29 protein-coding genes and 3 tRNA genes are annotated in these 20,676 nt (G+C 60.2%); 21 read left to right on the top strand and 11 right to left on the bottom strand.

Going from position 1 to position 20,676, the window contains the following annotated elements; all coding sequences use genetic code 11:
* Positions 1-12: 12 nt before the first annotated feature.
* The 5 genes from ACE04A_RS02015 to ACE04A_RS01995 all read right to left on the bottom strand — a co-directional run bounded on the left by ACE04A_RS02015 (position 13) and on the right by ACE04A_RS01995 (position 1,509).
* Complete coding sequence (locus ACE04A_RS02015) at positions 13-378, bottom strand: hypothetical protein (protein ID WP_448715983.1); 366 nt, start codon at positions 376-378, stop codon at positions 13-15.
* Positions 375-662 (bottom strand): hypothetical protein, encoded by a 288-nt coding sequence (locus ACE04A_RS02010; protein WP_448715984.1) that lies wholly within the window; start codon positions 660-662, stop codon positions 375-377. The genes ACE04A_RS02015 and ACE04A_RS02010 overlap by 4 nt, the downstream gene beginning before the upstream one ends.
* Positions 659-895 (bottom strand): hypothetical protein, encoded by a 237-nt coding sequence (locus tag ACE04A_RS02005; protein ID WP_448715985.1) that lies wholly within the window; start codon positions 893-895, stop codon positions 659-661. Before ACE04A_RS02005 ends, ACE04A_RS02010 begins: the two co-directional genes overlap by 4 nt.
* A complete protein-coding gene (locus ACE04A_RS02000; protein WP_269148805.1) occupies positions 892-1,020 on the bottom strand; it encodes a hypothetical protein in 129 nt (42 codons plus the stop codon). The genes ACE04A_RS02005 and ACE04A_RS02000 overlap by 4 nt, the downstream gene beginning before the upstream one ends.
* Positions 1,021-1,389: 369 nt before the next feature.
* A tRNA-OTHER gene (locus tag ACE04A_RS01995) sits at positions 1,390-1,509 on the bottom strand.
* A gap of 269 nt (positions 1,510-1,778) precedes the next feature.
* Here ACE04A_RS01995 and ACE04A_RS01990 point away from each other — a divergent pair.
* A complete protein-coding gene (locus tag ACE04A_RS01990; RefSeq protein ID WP_448715986.1) occupies positions 1,779-2,171 on the top strand; it encodes a response regulator in 393 nt (130 codons plus the stop codon).
* A 55-nt stretch (positions 2,172-2,226) separates the two neighbouring features.
* Here ACE04A_RS01990 and ACE04A_RS01985 read toward each other — a convergent pair whose 3' ends face one another.
* Positions 2,227-3,396, bottom strand: coding sequence for a two-component system sensor histidine kinase NtrB (locus tag ACE04A_RS01985; RefSeq protein ID WP_485819817.1), 1,170 nt, complete (start codon positions 3,394-3,396; stop codon positions 2,227-2,229).
* 500 nt (positions 3,397-3,896) lie between these two features.
* Between ACE04A_RS01985 and ACE04A_RS01980 the strand changes: the two genes are divergently transcribed.
* Positions 3,897-5,051, top strand: coding sequence for an HNH endonuclease (locus tag ACE04A_RS01980; RefSeq protein ID WP_448715987.1), 1,155 nt, complete (start codon positions 3,897-3,899; stop codon positions 5,049-5,051).
* A 430-nt stretch (positions 5,052-5,481) separates the two neighbouring features.
* Here ACE04A_RS01980 and ACE04A_RS01975 read toward each other — a convergent pair whose 3' ends face one another.
* Positions 5,482-6,510 carry a S24 family peptidase gene (locus ACE04A_RS01975; RefSeq protein WP_279997573.1) on the bottom strand — a complete coding sequence of 343 codons (1,029 nt, stop codon included), beginning with the start codon at positions 6,508-6,510 and terminating at the stop codon, positions 5,482-5,484.
* 71 nt (positions 6,511-6,581) lie between these two features.
* Here ACE04A_RS01975 and ACE04A_RS01970 point away from each other — a divergent pair, with 71 nt between their 5' ends.
* The 12 genes from ACE04A_RS01970 (at position 6,582) to ACE04A_RS01915 (ending at position 11,944) form a co-directional block, all read left to right on the top strand.
* On the top strand, positions 6,582-6,824 hold the full coding sequence (locus ACE04A_RS01970; protein ID WP_279997572.1) for a transcriptional regulator: 243 nt from the start codon (positions 6,582-6,584) through the stop codon (positions 6,822-6,824).
* 150 nt (positions 6,825-6,974) lie between these two features.
* Positions 6,975-7,418, top strand: a complete 444-nt coding sequence (locus ACE04A_RS01965) for a phage regulatory CII family protein (protein ID WP_279997571.1) — start codon at positions 6,975-6,977, stop codon at positions 7,416-7,418.
* 26 nt (positions 7,419-7,444) lie between these two features.
* Positions 7,445-7,720: a hypothetical protein gene (locus ACE04A_RS01960; protein WP_279997570.1), complete on the top strand. Its 276-nt coding sequence runs from the start codon at positions 7,445-7,447 to the stop codon at positions 7,718-7,720.
* Complete coding sequence (locus ACE04A_RS01955) at positions 7,713-8,018, top strand: hypothetical protein (RefSeq protein WP_279997569.1); 306 nt, start codon at positions 7,713-7,715, stop codon at positions 8,016-8,018. The genes ACE04A_RS01960 and ACE04A_RS01955 overlap by 8 nt, the downstream gene beginning before the upstream one ends.
* Positions 8,018-8,503 carry a nuclease domain-containing protein gene (locus tag ACE04A_RS01950; protein ID WP_279997568.1) on the top strand — a complete coding sequence of 162 codons (486 nt, stop codon included), beginning with the start codon at positions 8,018-8,020 and terminating at the stop codon, positions 8,501-8,503. Before ACE04A_RS01955 ends, ACE04A_RS01950 begins: the two co-directional genes overlap by 1 nt.
* Positions 8,500-9,345 (top strand): phage replication initiator YdaU family protein, encoded by an 846-nt coding sequence (locus tag ACE04A_RS01945; RefSeq protein WP_448715988.1) that lies wholly within the window; start codon positions 8,500-8,502, stop codon positions 9,343-9,345. Before ACE04A_RS01950 ends, ACE04A_RS01945 begins: the two co-directional genes overlap by 4 nt.
* The gene (locus tag ACE04A_RS01940) at positions 9,335-10,075 is read left to right on the top strand and encodes a replication protein P (RefSeq protein ID WP_448715989.1); all 741 of its coding nucleotides are present in this window, start codon (positions 9,335-9,337) and stop codon (positions 10,073-10,075) included. Before ACE04A_RS01945 ends, ACE04A_RS01940 begins: the two co-directional genes overlap by 11 nt.
* Before the next feature lie 8 nt (positions 10,076-10,083).
* Positions 10,084-10,497, top strand: a complete 414-nt coding sequence (locus ACE04A_RS01935) for a putative PDDEXK endonuclease (protein ID WP_279997565.1) — start codon at positions 10,084-10,086, stop codon at positions 10,495-10,497.
* Positions 10,497-11,138, top strand: a complete 642-nt coding sequence (locus ACE04A_RS01930; protein ID WP_279997564.1) for a hypothetical protein — start codon at positions 10,497-10,499, stop codon at positions 11,136-11,138. Before ACE04A_RS01935 ends, ACE04A_RS01930 begins: the two co-directional genes overlap by 1 nt.
* Positions 11,139-11,327: 189 nt before the next feature.
* The gene (locus ACE04A_RS01925; RefSeq protein WP_259246314.1) at positions 11,328-11,672 is read left to right on the top strand and encodes a hypothetical protein; all 345 of its coding nucleotides are present in this window, start codon (positions 11,328-11,330) and stop codon (positions 11,670-11,672) included.
* 77 nt (positions 11,673-11,749) lie between these two features.
* Positions 11,750-11,869, top strand: a tRNA-OTHER gene (locus ACE04A_RS01920).
* Positions 11,870-11,944: transfer RNA gene (locus ACE04A_RS01915), tRNA-Gly, on the top strand.
* Here ACE04A_RS01915 and ACE04A_RS01910 read toward each other — a convergent pair.
* Positions 11,913-12,188, bottom strand: coding sequence for a hypothetical protein (locus tag ACE04A_RS01910; RefSeq protein ID WP_279997562.1), 276 nt, complete (start codon positions 12,186-12,188; stop codon positions 11,913-11,915). The two genes, ACE04A_RS01915 and ACE04A_RS01910, sit on opposite strands and share 32 nt — an antisense overlap.
* A gap of 224 nt (positions 12,189-12,412) precedes the next feature.
* On the opposite strand from ACE04A_RS01910, the gene ACE04A_RS01905 reads away from it, so the two are divergent.
* Positions 12,413-12,772, top strand: coding sequence for an H-NS histone family protein (locus ACE04A_RS01905; protein WP_279997561.1), 360 nt, complete (start codon positions 12,413-12,415; stop codon positions 12,770-12,772).
* A 116-nt stretch (positions 12,773-12,888) separates the two neighbouring features.
* Here ACE04A_RS01905 and ACE04A_RS01900 read toward each other — a convergent pair whose 3' ends face one another.
* Positions 12,889-13,320, bottom strand: a complete 432-nt coding sequence (locus ACE04A_RS01900; RefSeq protein ID WP_279997560.1) for a hypothetical protein — start codon at positions 13,318-13,320, stop codon at positions 12,889-12,891.
* A 368-nt stretch (positions 13,321-13,688) separates the two neighbouring features.
* On the opposite strand from ACE04A_RS01900, the gene ACE04A_RS01895 reads away from it, so the two are divergent.
* The gene (locus ACE04A_RS01895) at positions 13,689-14,459 is read left to right on the top strand and encodes a DNA adenine methylase (RefSeq protein ID WP_279997591.1); all 771 of its coding nucleotides are present in this window, start codon (positions 13,689-13,691) and stop codon (positions 14,457-14,459) included.
* Between the two features lie 33 nt (positions 14,460-14,492).
* Here the strand turns inward: ACE04A_RS01895 and ACE04A_RS01890 are convergent, their stop codons facing one another.
* Both ACE04A_RS01890 and ACE04A_RS01885 read right to left on the bottom strand, forming a co-directional pair.
* Positions 14,493-14,858, bottom strand: coding sequence for a response regulator (locus ACE04A_RS01890; RefSeq protein ID WP_279997559.1), 366 nt, complete (start codon positions 14,856-14,858; stop codon positions 14,493-14,495).
* Positions 14,859-14,872: 14 nt separating this feature from the next.
* Positions 14,873-15,280 carry a type II toxin-antitoxin system HicB family antitoxin gene (locus ACE04A_RS01885; RefSeq protein WP_279997558.1) on the bottom strand — a complete coding sequence of 136 codons (408 nt, stop codon included), beginning with the start codon at positions 15,278-15,280 and terminating at the stop codon, positions 14,873-14,875.
* Between the two features lie 273 nt (positions 15,281-15,553).
* Here ACE04A_RS01885 and ACE04A_RS01880 point away from each other — a divergent pair, with 273 nt between their 5' ends.
* From ACE04A_RS01880 to ACE04A_RS01860, 5 genes are read left to right on the top strand one after another with little or no spacing between them, the layout of a single operon-like run.
* The gene (locus ACE04A_RS01880) at positions 15,554-16,339 is read left to right on the top strand and encodes a hypothetical protein (RefSeq protein WP_448715990.1); all 786 of its coding nucleotides are present in this window, start codon (positions 15,554-15,556) and stop codon (positions 16,337-16,339) included.
* Positions 16,336-16,830, top strand: coding sequence for a terminase small subunit (locus ACE04A_RS01875; protein WP_448715991.1), 495 nt, complete (start codon positions 16,336-16,338; stop codon positions 16,828-16,830). Before ACE04A_RS01880 ends, ACE04A_RS01875 begins: the two co-directional genes overlap by 4 nt.
* 2 nt (positions 16,831-16,832) lie before the next feature.
* A complete protein-coding gene (locus ACE04A_RS01870; protein ID WP_448715992.1) occupies positions 16,833-18,899 on the top strand; it encodes a phage terminase large subunit family protein in 2,067 nt (688 codons plus the stop codon).
* A 43-nt stretch (positions 18,900-18,942) separates the two neighbouring features.
* On the top strand, positions 18,943-19,149 hold the full coding sequence (locus ACE04A_RS01865; protein ID WP_315136873.1) for a phage head-tail joining protein: 207 nt from the start codon (positions 18,943-18,945) through the stop codon (positions 19,147-19,149).
* Complete coding sequence (locus tag ACE04A_RS01860) at positions 19,146-20,666, top strand: phage portal protein (protein ID WP_448715993.1); 1,521 nt, start codon at positions 19,146-19,148, stop codon at positions 20,664-20,666. The genes ACE04A_RS01865 and ACE04A_RS01860 overlap by 4 nt, the downstream gene beginning before the upstream one ends.
* Positions 20,667-20,676 lie beyond the last annotated feature (10 nt).

Genomic DNA, 20,676 nt, shown 5'->3' with positions numbered 1-20,676 from the left:
GGGACGTGCCTTTTATCGAGTGGAGGGAACCCAGCCAATGAGGGGTTTCTTGGTTGCTTTGCTGATGATGAGCGCGCCTTTGGCGTCCTTCTTCTCGCCACGGGCCATGACTTGCAGGCGCGAGGTTCGGTGCAGGCGTTTGGCAAGGGCGATGTAATCGCTGGCGAACTGCGGCGCGTCGAACGCACCGGAAAGCTGCACGGGCTTGGCTTTTGCCAGGAGGTATTCGGTTTTGACCGCAATCCAGTCCGCCTCATCTGCGTCCGTGAGGCAAGCCCGCTCCTGCTTTGTCATCGCGCCCAAGTGCTTTTCCCAGGCCTTCGCGGCGGCCTTGCGCGCTATAGGTTCGGTCATGCCGAATACGCAAAATGCACTCATGGCTGTTTCCTTTTCGGTTGGGGGTGAGGTTTGGTGGGTCTGCCGGGCGGCCGTCCGGTGTGGCGCCGGCCTTCCCAGATGTTGCGAATGGTCTGCGGGGTGACTTGGTAGCAATGCGCCAATTCAGTGCTGTTGAGCGTTCCTTTGGCAGACCGGATGAACGCGACCTCAGAGCGGGTAAGCGGCTTGGGCTTCGAATCAACCCAGCGGAATCGGCTGCGCGGGATAGGCAGCTTGGGCACCCAGCCGGCGCGATCCCTCAAAATGAATTCGATGCCGTTCATATCGCGAAGCTCAAGAGCCAGCCGAGGATCTGGCGGCCGAAGAGAACGAACGCCGCGAAGCCGATGCCAGCGGCCCATGCCCACACGCGGGGAATGTCCGCGTCCTTGTTCCAATTGCCCCGGCCTGCGTGGTCACGCGGGGCAATGAGGTTGGTCAGCTTGCACACGGCTTGCGTGATGGACGGCAGCTTGCGGCGGCGCGCGGCAGGCGCGGGTGCAGTGATTGCGTTCATGTTGCTTTCCAGGGATCGGCCGCGACATAGCGGCGGTTGAGGTATTCGCAGGCGGGGACCAGGGCCACCGCCGCCAAGGCGAGCAGGGCCAGGCCCCACCAGATGGCGGGGATGGTTGAGGGCATGGGGATGTGCGCGAACGCGCGGTGATGGGCTTTGGAGAGCGGGCCAGTAGCCCGGTAATCCCAGAAAGTCACTTTCAGCGCCGGTGACGTTGCGGCGCTGGCCCGCTCTCCAAAGCCGCCCCGGTGAGGCGGGGCAGGCGCGGCATTACTTGTTGATGCTGCTGCCGAAGTTGAAGGCGTCGATGAGTTCTTCGATGAAACGAATGATCTTTTCGGCCATGGGGATGGCTCCGTGCGTTGGGTTGGGGGGGATTGATGGTGGCCGGTGCTGATCTCCGGCTTGGCGGCGCTACAAGGTACGGTTGCGACCCGTTTTTCCTATCCGCCCGAGGTTCCTTCTGTCACATCAGCCTGCGCGTTCACCATCATCGGAGCGGGCTGGATTCGAACCAGCGCCGGCTGCCGCCGTTCGGATGCGTCAGGGGCGCGACCCCTTGGCATTGCCGACCTCCCAATCCGGTGGGCGCTCTACCGCTGAGCTACCGTTCCGATGATGGTCCCCGTCTTTCCGGGGTGTCTAGCACCGCGTTGGAGTGCGACACTTCGCGCAAACTTCTGCGCGCTGAGGGACGGGGTGCACCCCAGACGCTCCGTGCTGTCTTGCGTGCGGGCATAGCGCTTGCTGGAGTTGCGGGATGGCAAGGTTGCTGTGGCAGGAGGGTGCCTGCTCGCCCGACCTGGGCGCTTTAAAATGAGGGCTCACGCGAGCCTGCGAGGTTCGGCGAAATTCATCCATCCAAGTTACTTAAGATAGTCATATGACGGCCGTCGAGATTTCCTGCACCAGCCAGAAGTCCGTACTCGTTGTGGAGGACAACGACCCCGCCCGATGGATCCTAGCCGAGATTTTGGCGGGCGAAGGGTATGTCGTTTACGAAGCAAGTGATGCTGATGACGCGGTGCGGCGGCTTGCAGAGCACACCGACATCTGCGCGGTAGTCTCGGATATCGAGATGCCCGGCTCCATGGACGGGCTCGAAATGGCCGCGCTAATACGCAGAAAATCTCCGAGAATCGGCGTGATTCTTACCTCTGGCCGCCATTGCCCGGAAGGCGCTGCCCTCCCGCCAGCGACAAGGTTCGTCGCCAAGCCATGGGCTCCAAAAGAGCTCATACGAGAATTGGAAGCACTGATTCGCCCGGCGCCCTGAAAGGCGGGGTGTGTGCGCGCCGTCGTGATTCACGGCGTCCGTTCCCGGGTCATGATCATGCCTTCGGAAAGTAGAGCGTGAACGTCGAACCACCTTGAACAGAGTTCGCGACTTCGATATGGCCTCCGGACTGCGAGACGTATCCATAAACCTGGCTCAAGCCCAGGCCCGTTCCTTTCCCTTCCGGTTTGGTGGTAAAGAACGGTTCAAATATGTGATCCACAACCTCCGGCGGAATGCCTTCGCCGTCATCCGACACGCTGATTGCCACAAATTGGCCCGGGGTGAGGTGTCCTTGCGCATCTGAAAGCGAATCCACGCAACGAACTGCAATTTTTACGTTGCCGCCGACAGGCATCGCGTCTCGTGCGTTGACGACGAGATTTAACAACGCGTTCTCCAACTGGCCGACGTCCGCGCATATGAAACACGGCTCTTCAGGTAGCTCGTATTGCACGCGGATTGCAGAGCCAAGTGCGGCTTGGAAGATAGGCTTCATCCCGGCGATACATTGGCTGACGTCCATGTTTGACGGCTCAAGAGGCTGCCGACGCGCATAGGCAAGCATTTGTTTGGTGAGGTGCGTCGCGCGTTGCGCAGTTTCCACAATCGCGTTGAGGTACTTGAGGCGCTTTTCAGGGGCGAGCTCGGCGTTGCGTAGCAATTCCGCAGCTCCGTTTATTACCGAGATAAAGTTGTTAAGGTCATGGGCCAGCCCGCCGGTCACGCGTCCAAGCGCTTCCATTCTTCGGGCTCGATGCAGTGCCAACTGGGTAGCTTGCAATTCGAGTTGCCTTCGTTGTTTGTCAGTTATATAGCGCGTGACCTTCGCGAATCCGATGAGGCGGCCCGCGTCGTCCCGTATGGGATCTATTACGACGCTGGCCCAGAAGCGCGACCCGTCCTTGCGCACACGCCACCCTTCCGCTTCAAACCTGCCTTGGGTCGATGCGGTCGCTAACGCTCGCTGCGGAACTCCTTCGCTACGATCTTCTTCTGTGTAGAAGCGCGAGAAGTGCTGCCCGATGATCTCGGATGCCTCGTAGCCCTTGAAGCGTTGCGCTCCAGCATTCCAACTGGCGACGAAGCCATTGGAATCGAGGAGGAAAATCGCGTAGTCAAGAACGGCTTCAACCAGAAGCTTGTAGCGGTAAGCCTCATCGAGTTGCGCCAAGCTGCTGGCGTGGGCTGCGTCTCCTTCTGCCGGTGACTCAACGATGTTCATCAGTAATCCAAATCACGATGTCGTGGCCATCAATTATTCAACGACAATGTCACTCGCGCAACGGTGTCGCGATGCGATTCCCCTTGTCGCGAAACGGCGGAGTTGGGCGCGGCAGTGGTGGCGACAGTAGTGGGAACGTCATCCGCCTGTGTCCTGTCACGGCGCAGGCGGATGGCCGCGGTTATCGTCGCCACGCCCGGCTGGGAGTTGCCGACGACTAGTGAGCGACAAAGCTACTTGCTGATAGTGTTGCCGAAGTTGAAGACGTCGATCAGTTCTTCAATGAAGCGTACGAGTGCTTCGAGCATGGCATGGCTCCGTCGTTTGAGGTTGAGGAGGTCGTCGGCAGTCGGGGCTAAACCGGCGCGCCCGTCACATGAACGTTAGGGGCGCTTCGCGTGCCAGACGGCGGCGAGCAAAGTTGGTGTAACGTAATGAATCTTAATGCGTAGATTTGATTTCGCCTGCCGCGGATCATTGATGAATTTCCAGGAGATTTAATGGCTACGGGGTTTGAATGGGTTCCTTTCTTTGAGGAGCTGGCAGACAAATTGCTTGCATATCGGCATAAGCAGCGTGAACTGGTCCAAATTCTGGAATCAGCGGGAGTCAACGGGTTGGTTGACCAGGACTCACTGGGGCACGACGTCCCTCTGGGAGAGATTGACCCGTTTACTTTCTTGGCGTTATTGAACAAGCAGTCATTTGTTGCACGGACCCGAGCTCTGGCTGTGGTCCAAGAGCGACTTGGCATCCGCGCCGCCCTCCCCACGCAATTTCTTGGAGTTCCCAAGGCCGACCCTCGTCAGACCTGGCTGTTCCCGTATTTGTACGACCGAGCGAACGACGACATCGATAAGCTTTGGGACCTGTTCGAAGAGGTTCAGTCAGGCAATAGAATCACTGAGCCGGTCTTCGCTAAAGCTCGAGGTGTCAAGTACGCCGGCCGCGCAAAGTTGACGCAGGCAATCTTCAGAGTGGCGCCCCGAAAATTTTTCCCGGTGGATGGGCAGACCACTGGTTATCTGGCTGGGTTGCAGCTACCGCATGCATTCGAATCAGCGAGGGAGTTTCAGGAAATCTGCGCTTTGGTCAAGAAGGCGGTGCCCAAACCGCTCTACGAACAGTCGCATGATGCTTGGTATGCAAACAGAAAAGCACCGCCTAGCCCGGAATCCGAATACCAGAGCAAAGTGATGGAAAAGGCGGCGAGATCACAAAGATTCGTCGAACCCAAGGGTGGCGTTCCGGTACCGAAAATCGGTAGAAGTGGCATCAGCGAGAGCGGCTATAAGCGGAAGCCCGCAGTGGCGGCCGAGGCCCTGCGGTTGGCTAAATTCAAGTGCGAAATCGATCCCAGCCACCAAACCTTTACGTCGCACTCCACCGGCAAGTCATACGTCGAGGCCCACCACCTGATTCCTTTTAGTCTTCAAGGTAGCTACCCAGTCTCCCTTGACGTCACTGCGAACATTATCGCCCTTTGCCCCAACTGTCATAAGCGACTGCACCTCGGCAGTCCGGTGACGAAGAAGGAAGATATTCTTGCACTGCTGTCTGACCGAAAGGACCGACTGTCAGAAAAGAAGCTGAAAATCGGCCAGTCGGAATTACTGAAATTCTACAAAGGGGATTTGCTCGAAGAGGACGCCTGAACTTTCGGAGGTTTTGCAGCAGAATCGAAAGAACCGGGGTTATCGTCGCCACGCCCGGCTGGGCGTTGCTTGGCAGTTGAAGCCCAAGCACACAGGGTCCGGGGGCGTGCTGGCGCCTGGTTGTCCTGTTTCGCCCTTCCTCCCTCTCGGGGGCGGGCGGCCTAAGTTGTTAAAGAGCGGTTCTCGCCTTCCCCAATCCGACTTTGTGGCGGTGACGTCTCCCGCTTGAGGCGATGGCCTGACTGCTGCCTGCGGGTCCGTGGGGTACTGCTTGCAGCGCAAAGCCGCGGTAGAGCAGATATTAGTAAACACTAAACTTTTCGTCAAGTAAAAACTAAACACTGGAACGTGACTTTGGGCCGTGCGACTTAGTGCGTGGCGAAAAAAAAGCCACCCGAAGGTGGCTGGTGCTAATGGTGAGGGGAGCTTCTTAAGCGCGCGTCCATTGACCGGATTCACTGTCGCTCAGACGAGATCCCGCCCAAACGACCTGGCCGAGCACGCGAACGGACGCGCCGTTCTCAAGCGGAATATCCGGGTATGCGGGGTTAAACGAGCGAGCAACCCATCGTTTTGTCAGCCGGTCCCGCGTGATGGTCTTCACAATCATCTTGCCGTCGTAATTGATGGCGTAGACTCCGCCCGCAGCCACGTCTTGCAAGGCGAGGCTTTCATTAGGAACGACGAGCAAGGCAGCACCGTCTCGAATGATTGGCTCCATGCTATCGCCCTTCGCATACACGACGCGGGCTTTACCCGAGCCGGCGCCGACAGATCGCAGGAAGGACCGCCGGAAGTGAACGGTGCCGGTTTCTTCCTCTGCCAAATTCTCAATGCCGTCTCCCGCAGCCAGACGCACGTCTGCCATTTCTGGCACCTTTTCGAACTTGTCATTCGCCGCGTGCGGCTCGCCTGGTCCGACATTGGCTATTACACCGGCTTTGGTGCTAACCCGAATTTTGCGATCGCGTTCCGCTTGCTGTGTGGTTTTCCCGCCTTCCCCCGGCGCAGGCGGGAGGCCGCCGATTCGCATCGGGAATGCGTCGTCGGCAGCATCCATGTCCACCAGTTCGCCCCGGGCTGGTTGCGCTGGCCCCACCGAGGGTGGCAGAGCCACCGTAATTCCGAGTTTCAGCTGAGCGATGGCGAGCGCTATCGCTCCCTCTAACGCGCTCAGTTGGCCGGCCGGCAAAGCCCGCACGTCCGCCTCCGCGATAGACGCGAACGGCCAGGGAGAGGGCGCGGGTGGTCGCGGCGCGGCCTTGGGGTTGGCGTCCAGCGGTGCATCTAAAAAACCTTCACCCATTCGGTAATCGCGCTCAAGTCGTCGCGCGGCGCGTTCCCCGATAGGAGACGTGCCGGATAGGACTTGCGAGAAATAGCTTTTCTCCTTGCTGGGCGCACCGTTCTGCTGCACCCAGCCGCGAAGATTCGCCCGTCGAATGTCTTGGATAGTCATGGCGAAAGTTTATAGGACACTAAATTAGTAAACACTTGACCTTACGGTTTAGTTCTCACTAAACTTGGCGGATGGACCTTAAGACCTATATCAGCACTAGCCCACGTGGCACGGCGGCGAGCTTAGCTAAGGCAATTGGCGTCTCGCCTTCTTATCTATCGCAGATGGCGTCCGGCCAATCGCCCATCTCGCCGGAACGCTGCGTGGCAATCGAGAAAGAGACCGGTGGCGTCGTCAGCCGCCGCGATCTTTGGCCAGATGGCTGGGACCGGATATGGCCCGAACTCAAGGTGGCCGCATATGCACACCACTGACACACCTCCCAAACCAGTACAGCCGGTTGCGCCCGTCCCCCAGCAGGATGACCGCGTGCAGATTGGTCCGCTGGACGTTTGAAGTTCGTTCCCCATGCAGCGCATCGTAAAGCCGCTGCTTTGCAATAGATACGTTCAGGAATGTTTGAAATGAACATCACCACTGCGGCCGATTTGACGGTGCACGAATACAAGGGCGGCAGCGAGTCGTTGGGGCCGCTGGTCGGCATATCCGCGGCTGTGCTGCGCAACAAGGTCAACCCCAACAACACGACGCATCACCTCACGCTTGCTGAAGCTGACCGCGTTGTGCGAATGACGGGTGACGCCCGCATCTTGGCCGCCTTCGCGCACAGCAACGGCTATCTGCTGGTCAAGGCACCTGAGAACTGCGCCGAAAGCGACGTTTCCGTGCTGGAGCAGGTGGCCGCGCTGATGGTCGCGCATGGCACCTTCGGTAAGGAGGTGTACGACGCCCTGGCCGATGGCGGTGTGGACCAGCAGGAAGTGAAGCGCGTGGATGCGGCCGGCCGTGCCGTGATGGAAGCGGTTGCGGGCGTGGCACGCCGCCTTAGCGGGATGGCTGACAAATGATGCAGCGTGGAACTTCTGGTGTACCCGTGCGGGCGCGTGTCGCGTCCACGGAGCGTAAGGGGGCGGCGCTGTCGCGCGCGGCTGCGATGATGTGCAACGGCGCGAAGTTCCAGCGGTGGGTTGTTTCCCGCGTTGGCGCCGCCCCCGATGGCGTGTCGGCCCAGCAGCACGCCGCGCAGTTCGTCCGCGACGTGTGCGGTATCACCAGCCGCGCGGATCTGGACCACAACGCCGAAGCGGCCACGTTGTTCCATACAGCGGTTCGCATCCCGTTCGTAGATTGGAGCGGGATCTATGGCTGACTGCTTGCACATGTTCCGGGGCTATCGCGTGCCGTCTGCGACCGTGCAAGCGGTCAAGCAGGCCATTATCGACACCCAGCGCCGCGTCGACATCAAGGCGCTGCAGGGAATCGTCCTGCCCGCCCTAGTGGCCGTGGACCCGTGGCCCAGCACATCGCGTGCTGATGCTGCCGCTCTTGCGGTTCAATCGTTCCTGTTCGACGCGACCCAAGCAGGCTTGGTCACCCGGCGTATGAACGGCTGGAAGTTCCCGTACTGGTGGCGGGTCAAAGCTGCGTCGGGGGCGGAATGTCGTTGATGCGCCGCACCCCGCTCAAGAACAAGACGCCCATGAAGCGCAGCGCCACGCCGATGATGCGTGCTGCACCGATTCGGACCACCCCAATGCCGCCGCCCCGTGCCGCCATGAAGGCGCGCAAGAAGGGCAAGAAGCCGACCAAAACGATCTATCGCAACCAGGCGCTGCGTGATCTTGCTGAAGGCGAGGAATGTCTGCTGCGCGTTCCGGGATATTGCCAGAACGACAAAGAGACAACGGTTGCCTGCCACTCGAACCGCTTGCGTGATGGCAAGGGCAAGGGAATCAAAGCGCATGACTGGTGTATCGCATTCGGCTGTGGCCCTTGCCACTGGTTCATTGACCAGTCCTCGGCACCGCTGGAACAGAAGCTCAGTTATTTCATTCCTGGCTTGCGCCTTACCCGCGCGCGAATCATCGCCATGGGCAAATGGCCGGATGAGGCCGAGCGCGGGTTCCAACTTTTGTATGGAGAGTCGCCATGAGCGTGAAAGTCATGGGGATGGTGTTCGACCGCTATCCGAACGGCGGCGGCGAAATGATCCTCGCGCTGGCGCTTGCCGATCATTCGAGTGACCAGGGCACGGGTATCTATCCGTCCATCGCGTCCCTGGCCGAGAAGACGCGCCAGTCCGTGCGTGCCGTGCAGTACCAATTGCGAGGCATGGAGCAGGCCGGCTGGTTGATCCTGGTGAATTCGGGCAACGGTGGCCGCAATCAACGCCGCGAGTACCGCATTTCCGAAGCTTGGATAAAGGGTGCAGATTTTGCATCCCTCAAATCGTCAGGCTCTGAGCAAGAAAAGGGTGCAGAAATTGCACCATCCAAAACGCCTGAAAAGGGTGCAATCCACGACACAAAGGGTGCAACTGACGACGTAAAGGGTGCAAACGGCGACACGAAAGGGTGCAACGGGTTGCACCCGCATATAACCGTCATAGAACCGTCAGAACCATCAAGAACCGTCACAGGCGCGCGCAAGCGCTCGCCGGGGTTCGATCCGATGTGCTTGGAATTGCCGGACTGGCTGGACGCGGACCTGTGGGGGCGCTGGGTGCGTCACCGCGTGCAGATCCGCAAGCCGCTGACCGAAGAGGCCGCCAAGCAGCAGATCAAAGACCTGGCCGGGTTCAAGCAGCAGGGCTACACGCCCGAGGCTGTCATCACGCACGCCATCGGCAAAAGCTGGCAGGGCTTGTTTGCTCCCAGCGGCGCAGCACCAGGGGGGGCACCGCGTCCCGGCAAGTTCAACCCAACCGACTACGTGAACCGCAATCGCACCCAAGGAGGCAACGACTATGACGAGGGTCGCACAATTGACGTCTGAGCGCTCGCGCTGGGCTGTGCCTCTGGCGAAGCTGGAAGGCATTTCCCTGATCGATCACCTCTGGAATCGCATGTCCGGCACGTATGGCGGCCGCTGGCTGAAAGACTTTCCGGACATGCAGAGTATCGAGAACTGGAAGGCGGCGTGGGCCGAAGCCTTTGACGAAGAGAACCTGACGCCGCAAGACGTGGCCGAAGGGCTTCGCGCCTGCCGCCGCATGTCACCGGACTGGCCTCCGAGCGTGGGCGAATTCATCCGCGCCTGCCGTCCGGCATTGGAACCCGAGGTTGCGTTTTACACGGCGGTCGCGGGGATGGCCGCACGCCACAACGGCGAGTCGGGCACTTGGCCGCATCCGGCCATCTTCTGGGCGGCGGTCGAGGTGGGGGCGCACGACCTTCAGCATTGCCCGTACACGACGATGAAGGCGCGGTGGGAACGGTCGTTGAATGAAGTGCTGGCCCGTGGCGAATGGAAGCCGATTCCCGTCATCGTCAAGGCCTTGCCGCCGCCGCCCAAGACGTCAATCAGTCGTGCCCAGGCGGAAGAGCAAATGCGCAAGATCGGTGCGACGGGGATCATGAACGAGTCCGGCCGCGATCCGTTGCGGGGGTGGAAGCGGATCATCGCTGAAACCCAGGATCCCAAAGGCAAACGCTACTCGCCGGGCATCGTTGCGATGGCGCGGAACGCGCTGCGCCTGGACGCGGGGCAGGGGGCGCAACCATGAGCGGCGCAATGGCACGCAACAAGGGTGCATCGTATGAGCGCAAGGTGGCCAACATGCTGACCGAGGCGACCGGCAAGATTTGGCGGCGGCGCGTGCGCAACGCGGTTGGTGATAGCGATGTGGTGGCGGACGATCCGGCCTTCGCGCGCATCAGCATCGAATGCAAGCACGCCAACACGCTCTGCGTGCCCGCATGGTGGCGTCAGGCGCAACAGCAGGCCGGCGAACAAGGCGTACCGGTGTTGATCTACAGACAAACGGGGGCGCGTGGCGAATCGGTGATGGTCGATGCCCACGACGTGAACCCAAAGATTTTTCCTGTCCGGGGGCGGCACACCGTAACCCTCGGATGGGAAGCGGCAATGCAATGGATGCGGGAAATGCTGCCCGCGAAAGTGACTTATTCTCCGGGGATTATCTGATGACCACCTTGACCCTTTCCCGCCTGGCTTCGACCCCGGTCGTAGAGGCGAAACCCAGCCGACTGTTTGCAACCGCTCATGCGGCGCTGACCTTCGCCTATAACCACACCGACCAGGTGTATGACAGGCCCATGATGGCTCGCATGGCTCAGGCGCCGTCTGAGGGTAAGGGCTTGGGTGGCACTGACGGGGCAGGGCAGGCCGCCTTTGTCTTCGGGGCGCTGGATCCGCTGCCTCGCCTGTACCGTGCGATCCTAGTTGCGCGCTTTGCGCCCCGGACTGATCGCTGCAAATGCTGTCAGGGCACCGTTGATCGGCATGATTGGCTCGCGGCGGTACGCGAAATCTCTGACGCGGCTGCGTGTGGTGCCTTGTCGGCGCATCCGACGCCGCGTGTGCTGCGTGACGCGATTGTGGCGCGTTACTTTGGCAAGGATCTGAAATTGTCGGAAGCCGCCGAACGTGCGGGGGTGAGCGCAGCCACGGCGACCAATCACAACGGCAAGATCAAGCTTTGGCTCTACGGCACGCGCACCACGAAACAGAAGGGCGGTGAGCGTGGCGCAGGCCAGAAGGGCGTCGAAGCGCTGGCGATGGAGCATGCGGCGGACCTGCTGTCGGCAAAAGGCCTTTGTGATTGAGATCTTGCGAGGTTGAATTTTCTCTGCTAAATTTCGCTCTGTTTAGTCACTTTGAATAAGTGCGTACATAGAAAGCCCGCCAGCGAAAGCAGCGGGTTTTTTCATTGGTGTCTGGCTTTTTTACTTCTGGCCGCGCTCATATCGAAGTATCTTCAATGCTCCTACTTGGAATTCCTCGGGGATGTGAGCATGAAAATGAAAGTGAGCAAGTTCGGGCGCGCCGCCCTGCTAGCGTGCGTGCTGGTTGTGCCTGCGATACAGGGGTGTGCGACAAATACTGACCCCCGCGTTGCGGCGGCGGTGGACGACAAGCCCTTCTATACTTGGTTTAACGGTTTAGTGGACCAGATCAAGGCAGACCCGAACTACAAGCGCATGCCCATCGATACGGAAGCCGAGGCGAACCAGTTTATGGTTGAGTTGCACGACGCTTACCGTCACCGAATCTCCAAGAAAGACTTCGCCGCGCTCCAAAATAGTCGATACCCTAACCATCAAAACGAAGTCTCGTTCATCGTATCGAGGCTTCCATAGTCGGCGCTATATCTCCCGATTGAGAGCCGTTTCAGCTTTAAACGCCCGCCAGCGAAAGCAGCGGGTTTTTGCTTTTTTGCGCGGTGCCCGAGATGGCCGAAAGGACTGGACGAAGGGCGAGGCCGCTATAAACTTTTCAGTGGGGCGCGCCTCCGATACTGGATTGTCCCTGGGTTCGAATCCCAGCCGCGCAACCAGCGGGCTTGGCCGAGAGGGTCAGGCTGCGGCCTTCCAAGCCGCTTACGCGGGTTCAATTCCCGCAGCCCGCTCCAGATTGCTGTCCCCGGGCGGTGTCAGGCGGCATGCCACCGCGAGTAGCGTTGTGCCGTCCGCTAACTGGTAGTAGTTCTCGCCCATCCAGGATACGGCGCTTCCGTCCGGCAAGCAGCAATAGAAGAACCCCTGCTCGCCATCATCGCAGGGCAGCGATCGGCATCGACGCTCGATAACAAAGGTCGTTCCGTCTGGGCTGACCGCAATCAACACTGTAGGGCGCTTTGTGTAGACAGTTTGCATGGCGCAACTCCATTGAACTGGCTTGCCGATTTCCGCGCCTTGATTGGGGCACTATCCATCCGGTTGGTCAATACGCCTTTAGTCCACATCCATTGTCACACCGGGCGGCATCAAGGGTTTTTCCTATCCTTTGCCGGTTCGCGCGGCTGCAACAAGGGTAACCCCTGACTCCCTACAAATTCCCGCTAGGAATAAAGTGCCTTAGCCGGTTGGAAGGAGCCGCCATGAAGCAAAGAGACTCACTGAAAGTACTGTCTAGAGAAATCGGTCAGTTGGAGCATCGCATGTACGCGCTACGTGCGAAAAGGAGAGCGTTGGCTGTCCGAGAGATCGTTCGTTTGATGCGCCAGTCCCATATCACGCCGGAGGAGATAACGGCCGCATATCAGCCGCTTATGCCTAAACCTTCGGTTGGCCCGGTGCCACGCATGGATGGGCGGACCCGCGTAGAGCCGAAGTACCGAGATCCCGAGACGGGAAAAACATGGACAGGACGAGGCGTCATTCCCCGGTGGCTTGCCGCCGCAGAGTTAGACGGCCGCAATCGTCAGCACTTTGTGGTCGACCAGCACACGCGACTTTAGGCTATGGGAGGTAGCCTCTGGTCGTTCTAAACGAGGAGTTCCATTGGGAAACGGCAGCTCGAGCTTTGCGCTACGGGCTGCCGCCACAACGTGGCACCAAGACCTTATTGATCGGCCTAGCGACTGGCCGCTGCCGCGCTTTTTAGAAGCGTGGTCATATTTGTGGTGTGGACTTGAATTACAGGCCCTGGCGCGGTTGAGTACCGGATGTCTACCCCGGTGCACTCAGCGATACGGTGGAAATGGTCTTTAATGGTTGTCAGTTTGACATCGATGCCCACGGTTACCCATACCCACAAAGAGGTGCCGCCTATCGCAGGCAGGTCCTCTAGGGCCAAGGCCAACAGTAACGCCGCAGTTTCCGCTTCCATGCCCTGATGCGCGACAAGAAACACTTGGATCAACGGGTTTGAAGTTGGCTCCCAGCCCACAAAATTCTCTTCAAGGGAAATGCCCTCTGGACATCTGGAACAAATGCCGTTGACCGTCTCCAGGTCTCCAATTAATTCCACCAGGAATTTTGTTGTGCGAGGGGCGGCGTGGCCCATGAGCTCTGGCTCCAATTCGTAGCGGCGCGGTATCCGGGAGGCAAGCACTGCGGTTGCCTTCAGGTGTCCTGATCGGCTGATGACCTCAGTTTATCGGCCGAGTGTATATCAGCGCGAGGCAAGAACCCTCGGTTGGTTTGGCCAAGCGCACAGCCGGGCGAGGGCGCGATGCCCTCTGCCTACTTCTCATACAACAAAGCCCCGCGACGGAGTTCCGTTCGGGGCTTTTGCATTACAGCTATAGAAGACGGCGACAGCCGGAGAATCGCGAGTTCCCCGGCTGACAGCCGAAACACGGAGTGAGCCGTGATCGACCCAAGGCCGTCCCACCTGTACAGGCGGCGGTCAGTTTACATGGACGTTCACAAGTGGCAAAACCGATCATTCCCTGGCTGGGTGGCAAGCGCCGCCTGGCCGACAAGATTCTTCCCTTTTTCCCGAAACATTCCTGCTACGTCGAACCCTTCGCCGGAGGCGCGGCGCTGCTGTTCGCCAGGCCCGAGCCGGCCAAGGTTGAGGTGCTTAACGATATCAACGGCGACCTGGTCAACCTGTACCGCGTGGTGCAGCATCACCTAGAAGAGTTCGTGCGTCAGTTCAAATGGGCACTGTCCAGCCGGCAGATGTTTAAGTGGCAGAAAGAGACCCGGCCCGAAACGCTGACCGACATCCAGCGGGCGGCACGGTTCTATTACCTCATGCAGAATTGCTTCAGCGGCAAGCTGGAAGGCATGACATTCGGCACGGCAACGACTTCCCCGCCCGGCCTGAATCTGCTGCGCTTGGAAGAAACGCTGTCAGCGGCGCATTTGCGCCTCGCGCGCATCTTCATTGAGCATCTGCCGTGGCTGGATTGCGTGAAGCGCTACGACCGGCCGCACACGCTCTTCTATATGGATCCGCCTTATTGGGCCACCGCTGGGTACGGCGTCGAGTTCGGGCTTGAGCAATATGCCGCGATGGCGGACGTCATGCGGACGATGAAAGGTCGAGCGCTAGTCAGCGTTAACGATCATCCGGAAATGCGGCAAGTGTTCGCCGGGTTTCCCATGCACTTCCTGGACATCCGGTACACGGTGGCCGGGGGCGCTGGTGTGCCCAGGCGCGAACTTGTGATTCAGAGTTGGTCGGGCCAATAGCTGGTGGGGCAGACCTTGGCTGCCGATGCGCCTTCAGATGGAGTCGCGTTTTCCTGTAATACACGCTTGAATTTCCGCAAGGTGCGCAGGTTTGGCAAGCCAGGCGTCTACGCCTGCCGGAAACGATCCAAAGTTTGATCTGGGAACGGTTCCGCTGAATATGATGATGCGGGGTTCCCGGCCCGGGCATAGCTTCTTTAGTTCTGGTGCCAAGTCGAGGCCCGACCCGCCACGGAGATCGACATCAAGAAGAATTGCATCGGGCGCAAAGTCGGCAACCGCGCGTAGTGCAGCGTCACCGTTGCTGGCGATCTGGACGGTGACGTCGCCATCCACCATCAAGCATTCGGCTGTCAGCTCGGCGGTGTCCGAATCATCGTCAACGATAAGTACGCGCATAGAGCCACCCCGATTTAGGCAACAGAAATGTCCAAGCGGCGGCCCAATTCTCGAAACGCAGCCTCCATCGCTTCCAGCTTTGAACTGTGCGCCAGATCCAGAAGGCGGTCAACCTGCGGGTTGTGGATGCCGAGTCGCTGCGCCAGCTCGGTTTTTCGCACGCCCTGACGCACCATCTCGTTTGATAGAAAGAGCTTCGCGGTGGGCAGTGCGTCAAGGGTCACGCTGCCATCCCCCACCGCTTCAGGAAGAGGGATAGGGCGGCGCGCGTCGATGTACATCTGCAAAATAGCTTCAAGCCCTTCGGCTGCTTGCTCGTCGTGTTCGCCTTCGCTGACCGATGCGCCTCCAGGCAGGTCGGGGTACTGAATCAAGTTCGTGCCGTTGGTGTCCGGCGTCAGGGTGTAGCAGTAGATCAACATGGTGTGTCCTCTGTGATTGGCGGGGGTGCCTCTCGCATCGAACCTGGAAGCAGATTGATGGCATCTGAGGGGAAAAAAAATGCCGGGGGCCCCTGGAGAAATCCGTCCGGTAAGGGTAATTCGAACCCCAGACGCTCGCTAGTCACGAGAGCGCTAAGGGGGGTAATAATAATTTCGGGGTAATTCCAAACAAAAACAATGAGTTAGCTTCGGCTGACCCTTTGTCGCGTGCCGTCCTCCCCTCGGGAGGGGGGTTATATCTGAGGTGTCGTCATGTTGAAGTTCACGTCCACGCTCCGCGCTGGCGCGGACTACTACGCCACGGCGAAGCGGCAGCTGCCATTTGCGACTGCGGCGGCCCTCAACAAAACGGCCCAAGCGGTTCGCGAGGCGCTGGTACAGCAGACGCGCCAGGTGTTCGACCGGCCCACGCCGTACACGCTCAACGCGTTACGGGTCAGCCGTGCGACGAAAGAGAACCTGACGGCCAGGATCGATTACCGGGACGCGACGGCGAAAGGGATCGGGGCCGACAGGTATCTTTCGCCGCAGGTGCTGGGCGGCGGGCGCCGGCACAAGCGATCGGAGCGGGCATTGCAGCGCTCCGGGCTTCCGGCGGCGAGCTTCCTAGTACCAGCTGCCGGCGCCGAACTCGACGCCTACGGCAATATGTCGCGCGGCCAGATCGTCCGGCTGCTGTCGTACTTCGAGGCCTTTGGCGAGCAGGGCTACCGCGCGAACGCGAGTGCCAAAAGCCGTGCGCGAATTGCGCAGGTGTCCACCTCGAAAGAGGGCTATCGCAAGATCAACGGCGTGCAGTACTTCATTTCACGCGGCAAGGGCTCGATGAATGGCAATCGCCGCCAGGCCTTGCCTGCGGGCGTATGGCGCAAGACTGGCACACACGGGGTGGATGTGAAACCCGTTCTACTCGCCATCCAAGCGCCGACGTACACGCCGCGCTTGCCCTTCTATGAGACGGCCACAGAGGTCTATGGCGAGCGCTTCGACGCGGAGTTTTCGACGGCATGGGACGCCGCCCTGGCGACAGCAAGATGATCGACCCAGACAAGAAGACAACGCAGGCGCGCTTCGCGCAACTGGTGGGCGTCACGCAGCCCGTTATCAGTGGCTTGCTGATGCGCGGGGTGATGACCGCGGGCGACACGCTCGGAAATTGGCTGCTTGCCTACTGCGGAAACCTGCGGGGCAGCGCCGCCGGCCGCAACGCCGATCCTGACGCGCCCGGTCTCGATCCGGCAGCAGAAAAGGCCCGACTGAATGCCGCTCAGGCGGACAAAGTGGAAATGGAAAACGCCGTCACGCGTGGCGAGCTTGCTCCGGTCAGCGTCCTGGAGGATGTGCTGGTCCGCGCCGGCACGAAGGTAGCAGCCACCCTCGACGCCATTCCGGCAATCCTGAAGCGCCGGCTGCCCAACCTGACGGATGCGGATCTGACGATCCTGCGACGAGAAATAGCCAAGGCGCGCAACGCCGTTGCGGCTCTGTCCTTGGAGGATATCGAAGCGGACGAAGACCATGAGGACTAGGGATGCTCGTAGACGACAATCGCGCGGCGGTCGCTCGCGCGCTTCGACGCGGGCTTGCCTCCTTTGGCGCGCCGGAGCCGATGACGCTGCGGGAATGGGCAGAGCGCCACTTTTATCTCTCGGCTGAATCGTCGTATGTAGAGCAGCGGTGGGAGGCTTGGCCGTTCCAACGCGCAATTCTGGCCTGTATCGGAAGCGATGACGTCCACGAGGTTGACGTCATCAAGTCCGCCCGGGTCGGATATACCAAAATCGTTTTGGCCGCTCTCGGATACTTCGCGGAGCATCGCCGCCGCAACCAAGCCTTATGGCAGCCCACTGACAGCGCCCGGGACGAGTTCGTCAAAACGGAATTGGAACCGATGCTCCGGGACGTCACCGCGATGCACCCGATTTTTCCGTCGCGGCTGGCGCGCCACAAAGACAACACACTGCTGGTGAAGAAGTTCCGCGGTAGCGTGCTGCACCTGCGCGGAGGGCGCTCCGGCGACAACTACCGGCGTCTGTCGATCAGCGTTGCCGTGCTGGACGAGTTCAGCTCATTCGATTCGAACATCGACGGTGAAGGCGATCCCGGCCAGCTGGCAAGCAAGCGCCTTGAGGGGGCCACCTTTCCTAAGCTAGTGATCGGATCCACGCCGAAGCTCAAAGAGACCTGCCTGATGGACAAGCGTGCGGCCGGCGCGGATGCGCGATACGACTATCACATCGCCTGTCCCCACTGCGGAGAACATCACGCATTGACCTGGGGCGGAAAGGACGAACCCCACGGATTCAAATGGCTGAATGGCGACCCGGAGACGGTCCGGCACTTGTGCCCGCATTGCGGCGTATTGATTACCCAGGGCGAGTATCTGGCCGCGGCGGAGGATGGATTCTGGTTCGGCACGGACGGGACGACGATCGATCGTGATGGCGTTTTCCGAGATGCAGCCGGCGCGATCATCCCGGCTCACAAGCGGGTCGCCTTTCAGGTTTGGACCGCGTACAGCCCGATGGTTAGCTGGTCCAAGCTCGTGCGGGAGTTTCTGGACGCGTACACAAAGGCGCAGCAAGGAGACGACGAGCCGCTGAAGACCTTCTGGAACACAACGCTGGGCCAGGCCTGGGAAGGCGAAATCGAGAAGATCGAAGCCGACGAACTTAAGCGGCGCGCGGAGATCGAGGCTTACCGGCTTCCAGGCCAAGGCGACAACATGGTGCCGATGGGCTGCACGCTGTTGCTGGCTGGTTGCGACACACAGGGAAATCGGGTCGAGGTTGGCGTCTGGGGATTTGGACGCGGCCAGGAAATGTGGACGATTGATCATCAGATTTTTCACGGCAACCCAGCCGAGGATGAAGTCTGGGCCAGCGTGGCGGAATACCTATTTGAGCGCCGTTTCCAGCATGAGGGCGGCCAGCAAATGAGCATTTATGCATCCGCCATCGACTCCGGCGGCCACCATTCGAATGCCGTTTATGACTTCGCGCGACGCAACAAGGCGCGCCGGGTGTTTGCGGTACGTGGGCGCCCCTTCGGAGAGAAGGCAATCAAGGACGGCGCCGGCCAGGTTGATATCGATTGGCGGGGTAAACGCTTGAAGAAGGGCGTCATTCTTTGGCACGTCGGCACCAACTTGGCCAAAGACCTGCTGCATAGCCGCCTGGCAATCGAGGCGCCGGGGGCCGGCTATGTCCACTTGTCGGCGGACCTGTCGGACGAGTGGTTTAGGCAGTTTTCTGGCGAGGTGCGGGTGGGGCGCAAGACCGCAACCGGCACTCGCACGCTTTGGACGGCGATTCGCAAGCGGGTGGAAACGTGGGACTGCACCGTCTACGCGCTGTGGGTTGCCGAGCATCTGGGCCTTTCGCGCAAGACCGATGCCTGGTGGGACGCGATGGCGGAAAAGTTGGATGCGTTGCCGCCGGCCGCCGAGGCTGACGACGACTCGGCGCAATCGCCTAACCCGCAGGCTGCAAAGCCGGCGCGGGCGGCGCTAGCGTCACCAGCGCCAGCTCCAAGGGCGCCAGCGCGCCCTGGTCGACGCCGGGCTGCGCCCTCGAGCTATCTGAAGGGGCGGAGGTGAACGGCGTGAACCAGCAGCCAAAACAATGAAATAGGACAGTTCCATGGCATACACCCAGGCCGATCTAGAGAAATTGGACCGCGCTATCGCCGGTAGCCAGTTGGAGGTCCAGTACGACGGCAAGCGCGTGCGCTTCCGTAGCACGGACGAATTGATGCGCGCCCGCGCTCATGTGGAGCGGGAGCTTAGCAAAGGCAAAGGGCGGCCGCGACAGTTCAGGCTGCGCAGTGCCGGAAAGGGGATTCGATGAGCTACCTCAAGCAGCGCAGTTCGGGCTTGCTCGTGCCCCGTCGCCTGAGCGCGCAAATGAGCAGCAGTTATGAAAGCGGCAGTGCTACCGGCAGGCGTGCTCGCAATTGGAATCCATCGGGGGCAGGGCCAAACGCTGCTGCCACCCAAAATCTTGGATTGCAGCGGCGTCGCGCGCGAGACGCTGTGCGTAATGACCCCTGGGCGCTCACGGCTACGACACGATGGGTCACCAATGTGATCGGAACCGGGATCCAGCCGTATCCCAAGCACCCAGATGCGGCAGTGCGGCGAGCGCTGAAGGAACTTTGGGCGGATTGGGTGCAAGAGGCTGATGCTGATGGCCGGCTGGATTTCTACGGCATGCAGGCCCTAGCGGTTCGGAGCATCTTCCAGGATGGTGAAACTCTGGCGCGTCTCCGCCCGCGGCGGCCTCAAGACGGCCTGTCCGTGCCTTTGCAGGTGCAGCTACTGGAAGGCGACCAACTTCCGGTAGAGCGAACATTTTCACTCCCGAACGGTCGTGAAGTGGTAAATGGCATTGAGTTTGATGCTATCGGCCGGCGCACCGACTATCACTTGTGGCGCCGCCATCCGGGCGAGTTCGGCCGCGCTGGCATGGAACAGGACATAGTGCGGGTGCCTGCGGAGCAGGTGATCCACGCCTATCCGATGCTGCGGCCCGGTCAAGTCCGCGGCGTGACTGCCCTGGCGACCATCCTGCTGCGCCTGAAGTCCATCGACAACCTGGACGATGCCGTGATGTATCGGCAGGAGGTCGCAAATCTCTTCGCTGGTTTCATCACGAAGCCAGATCCCGAATCCGATCCGATTAATCCGCTCACGGGTGAATCCGGAAATTACGAGATCGATGACGATGGCACGCCGCTCGTCTCGATGGAGCCCGGAACTATGCAGGAGCTGGCGCCGGGCGAATCGGTGACTTTTTCCAGCCCGCCTGACGCTGGCAGCAACTACGAAGGGTTCATGCGGCAACAACTGATGGCGGCGTTTGCTTCCGTCGGCATGCCCTACGAGATTGCCTCGGGCGACCTTCGCGGCATCAGTGACCGAACGCTCCGGGTGGTCGTCAACGAGTTTCATCGGCTCATAGAGCAGTACCAATGGCACTGCGTGATTCATCAATTCTGCCGGCCCGTCTGGAACGCATGGATTGATGCCTTGGCGCTCTCCGGCACCTTTCCGATGCCGGACTACCACCGTCGCCGTCGCGAATGGCTGCGCGTACTGTGGGTGCCTCAAGGATGGCCTTATTTCAACCCGGTGCAGGACGTGCAGGCGGACAAGGAATCTGTGCGAAGCGGGTTTGCCAGCCGGTCGTCAATCATTCTCAAGAAGGGTGACGATCCGGACCACGTGGCAGCGGAGATCCGTGCCGACAACGAAACGGCCGATTCCGAGGGCTTTGTGTTCGATAGCGATCCCCGGCAGACCACCACCGCCGGCAAGGCGACCGGATCCGACGGGGGCGGCAGCCCCAACCCTATCAATCAATGAATGGAGCCAA

This window comes from Achromobacter colocynthidis, assembly GCF_057334535.1.
This window is presented reverse-complemented; position numbering and strand designations above follow the sequence as displayed.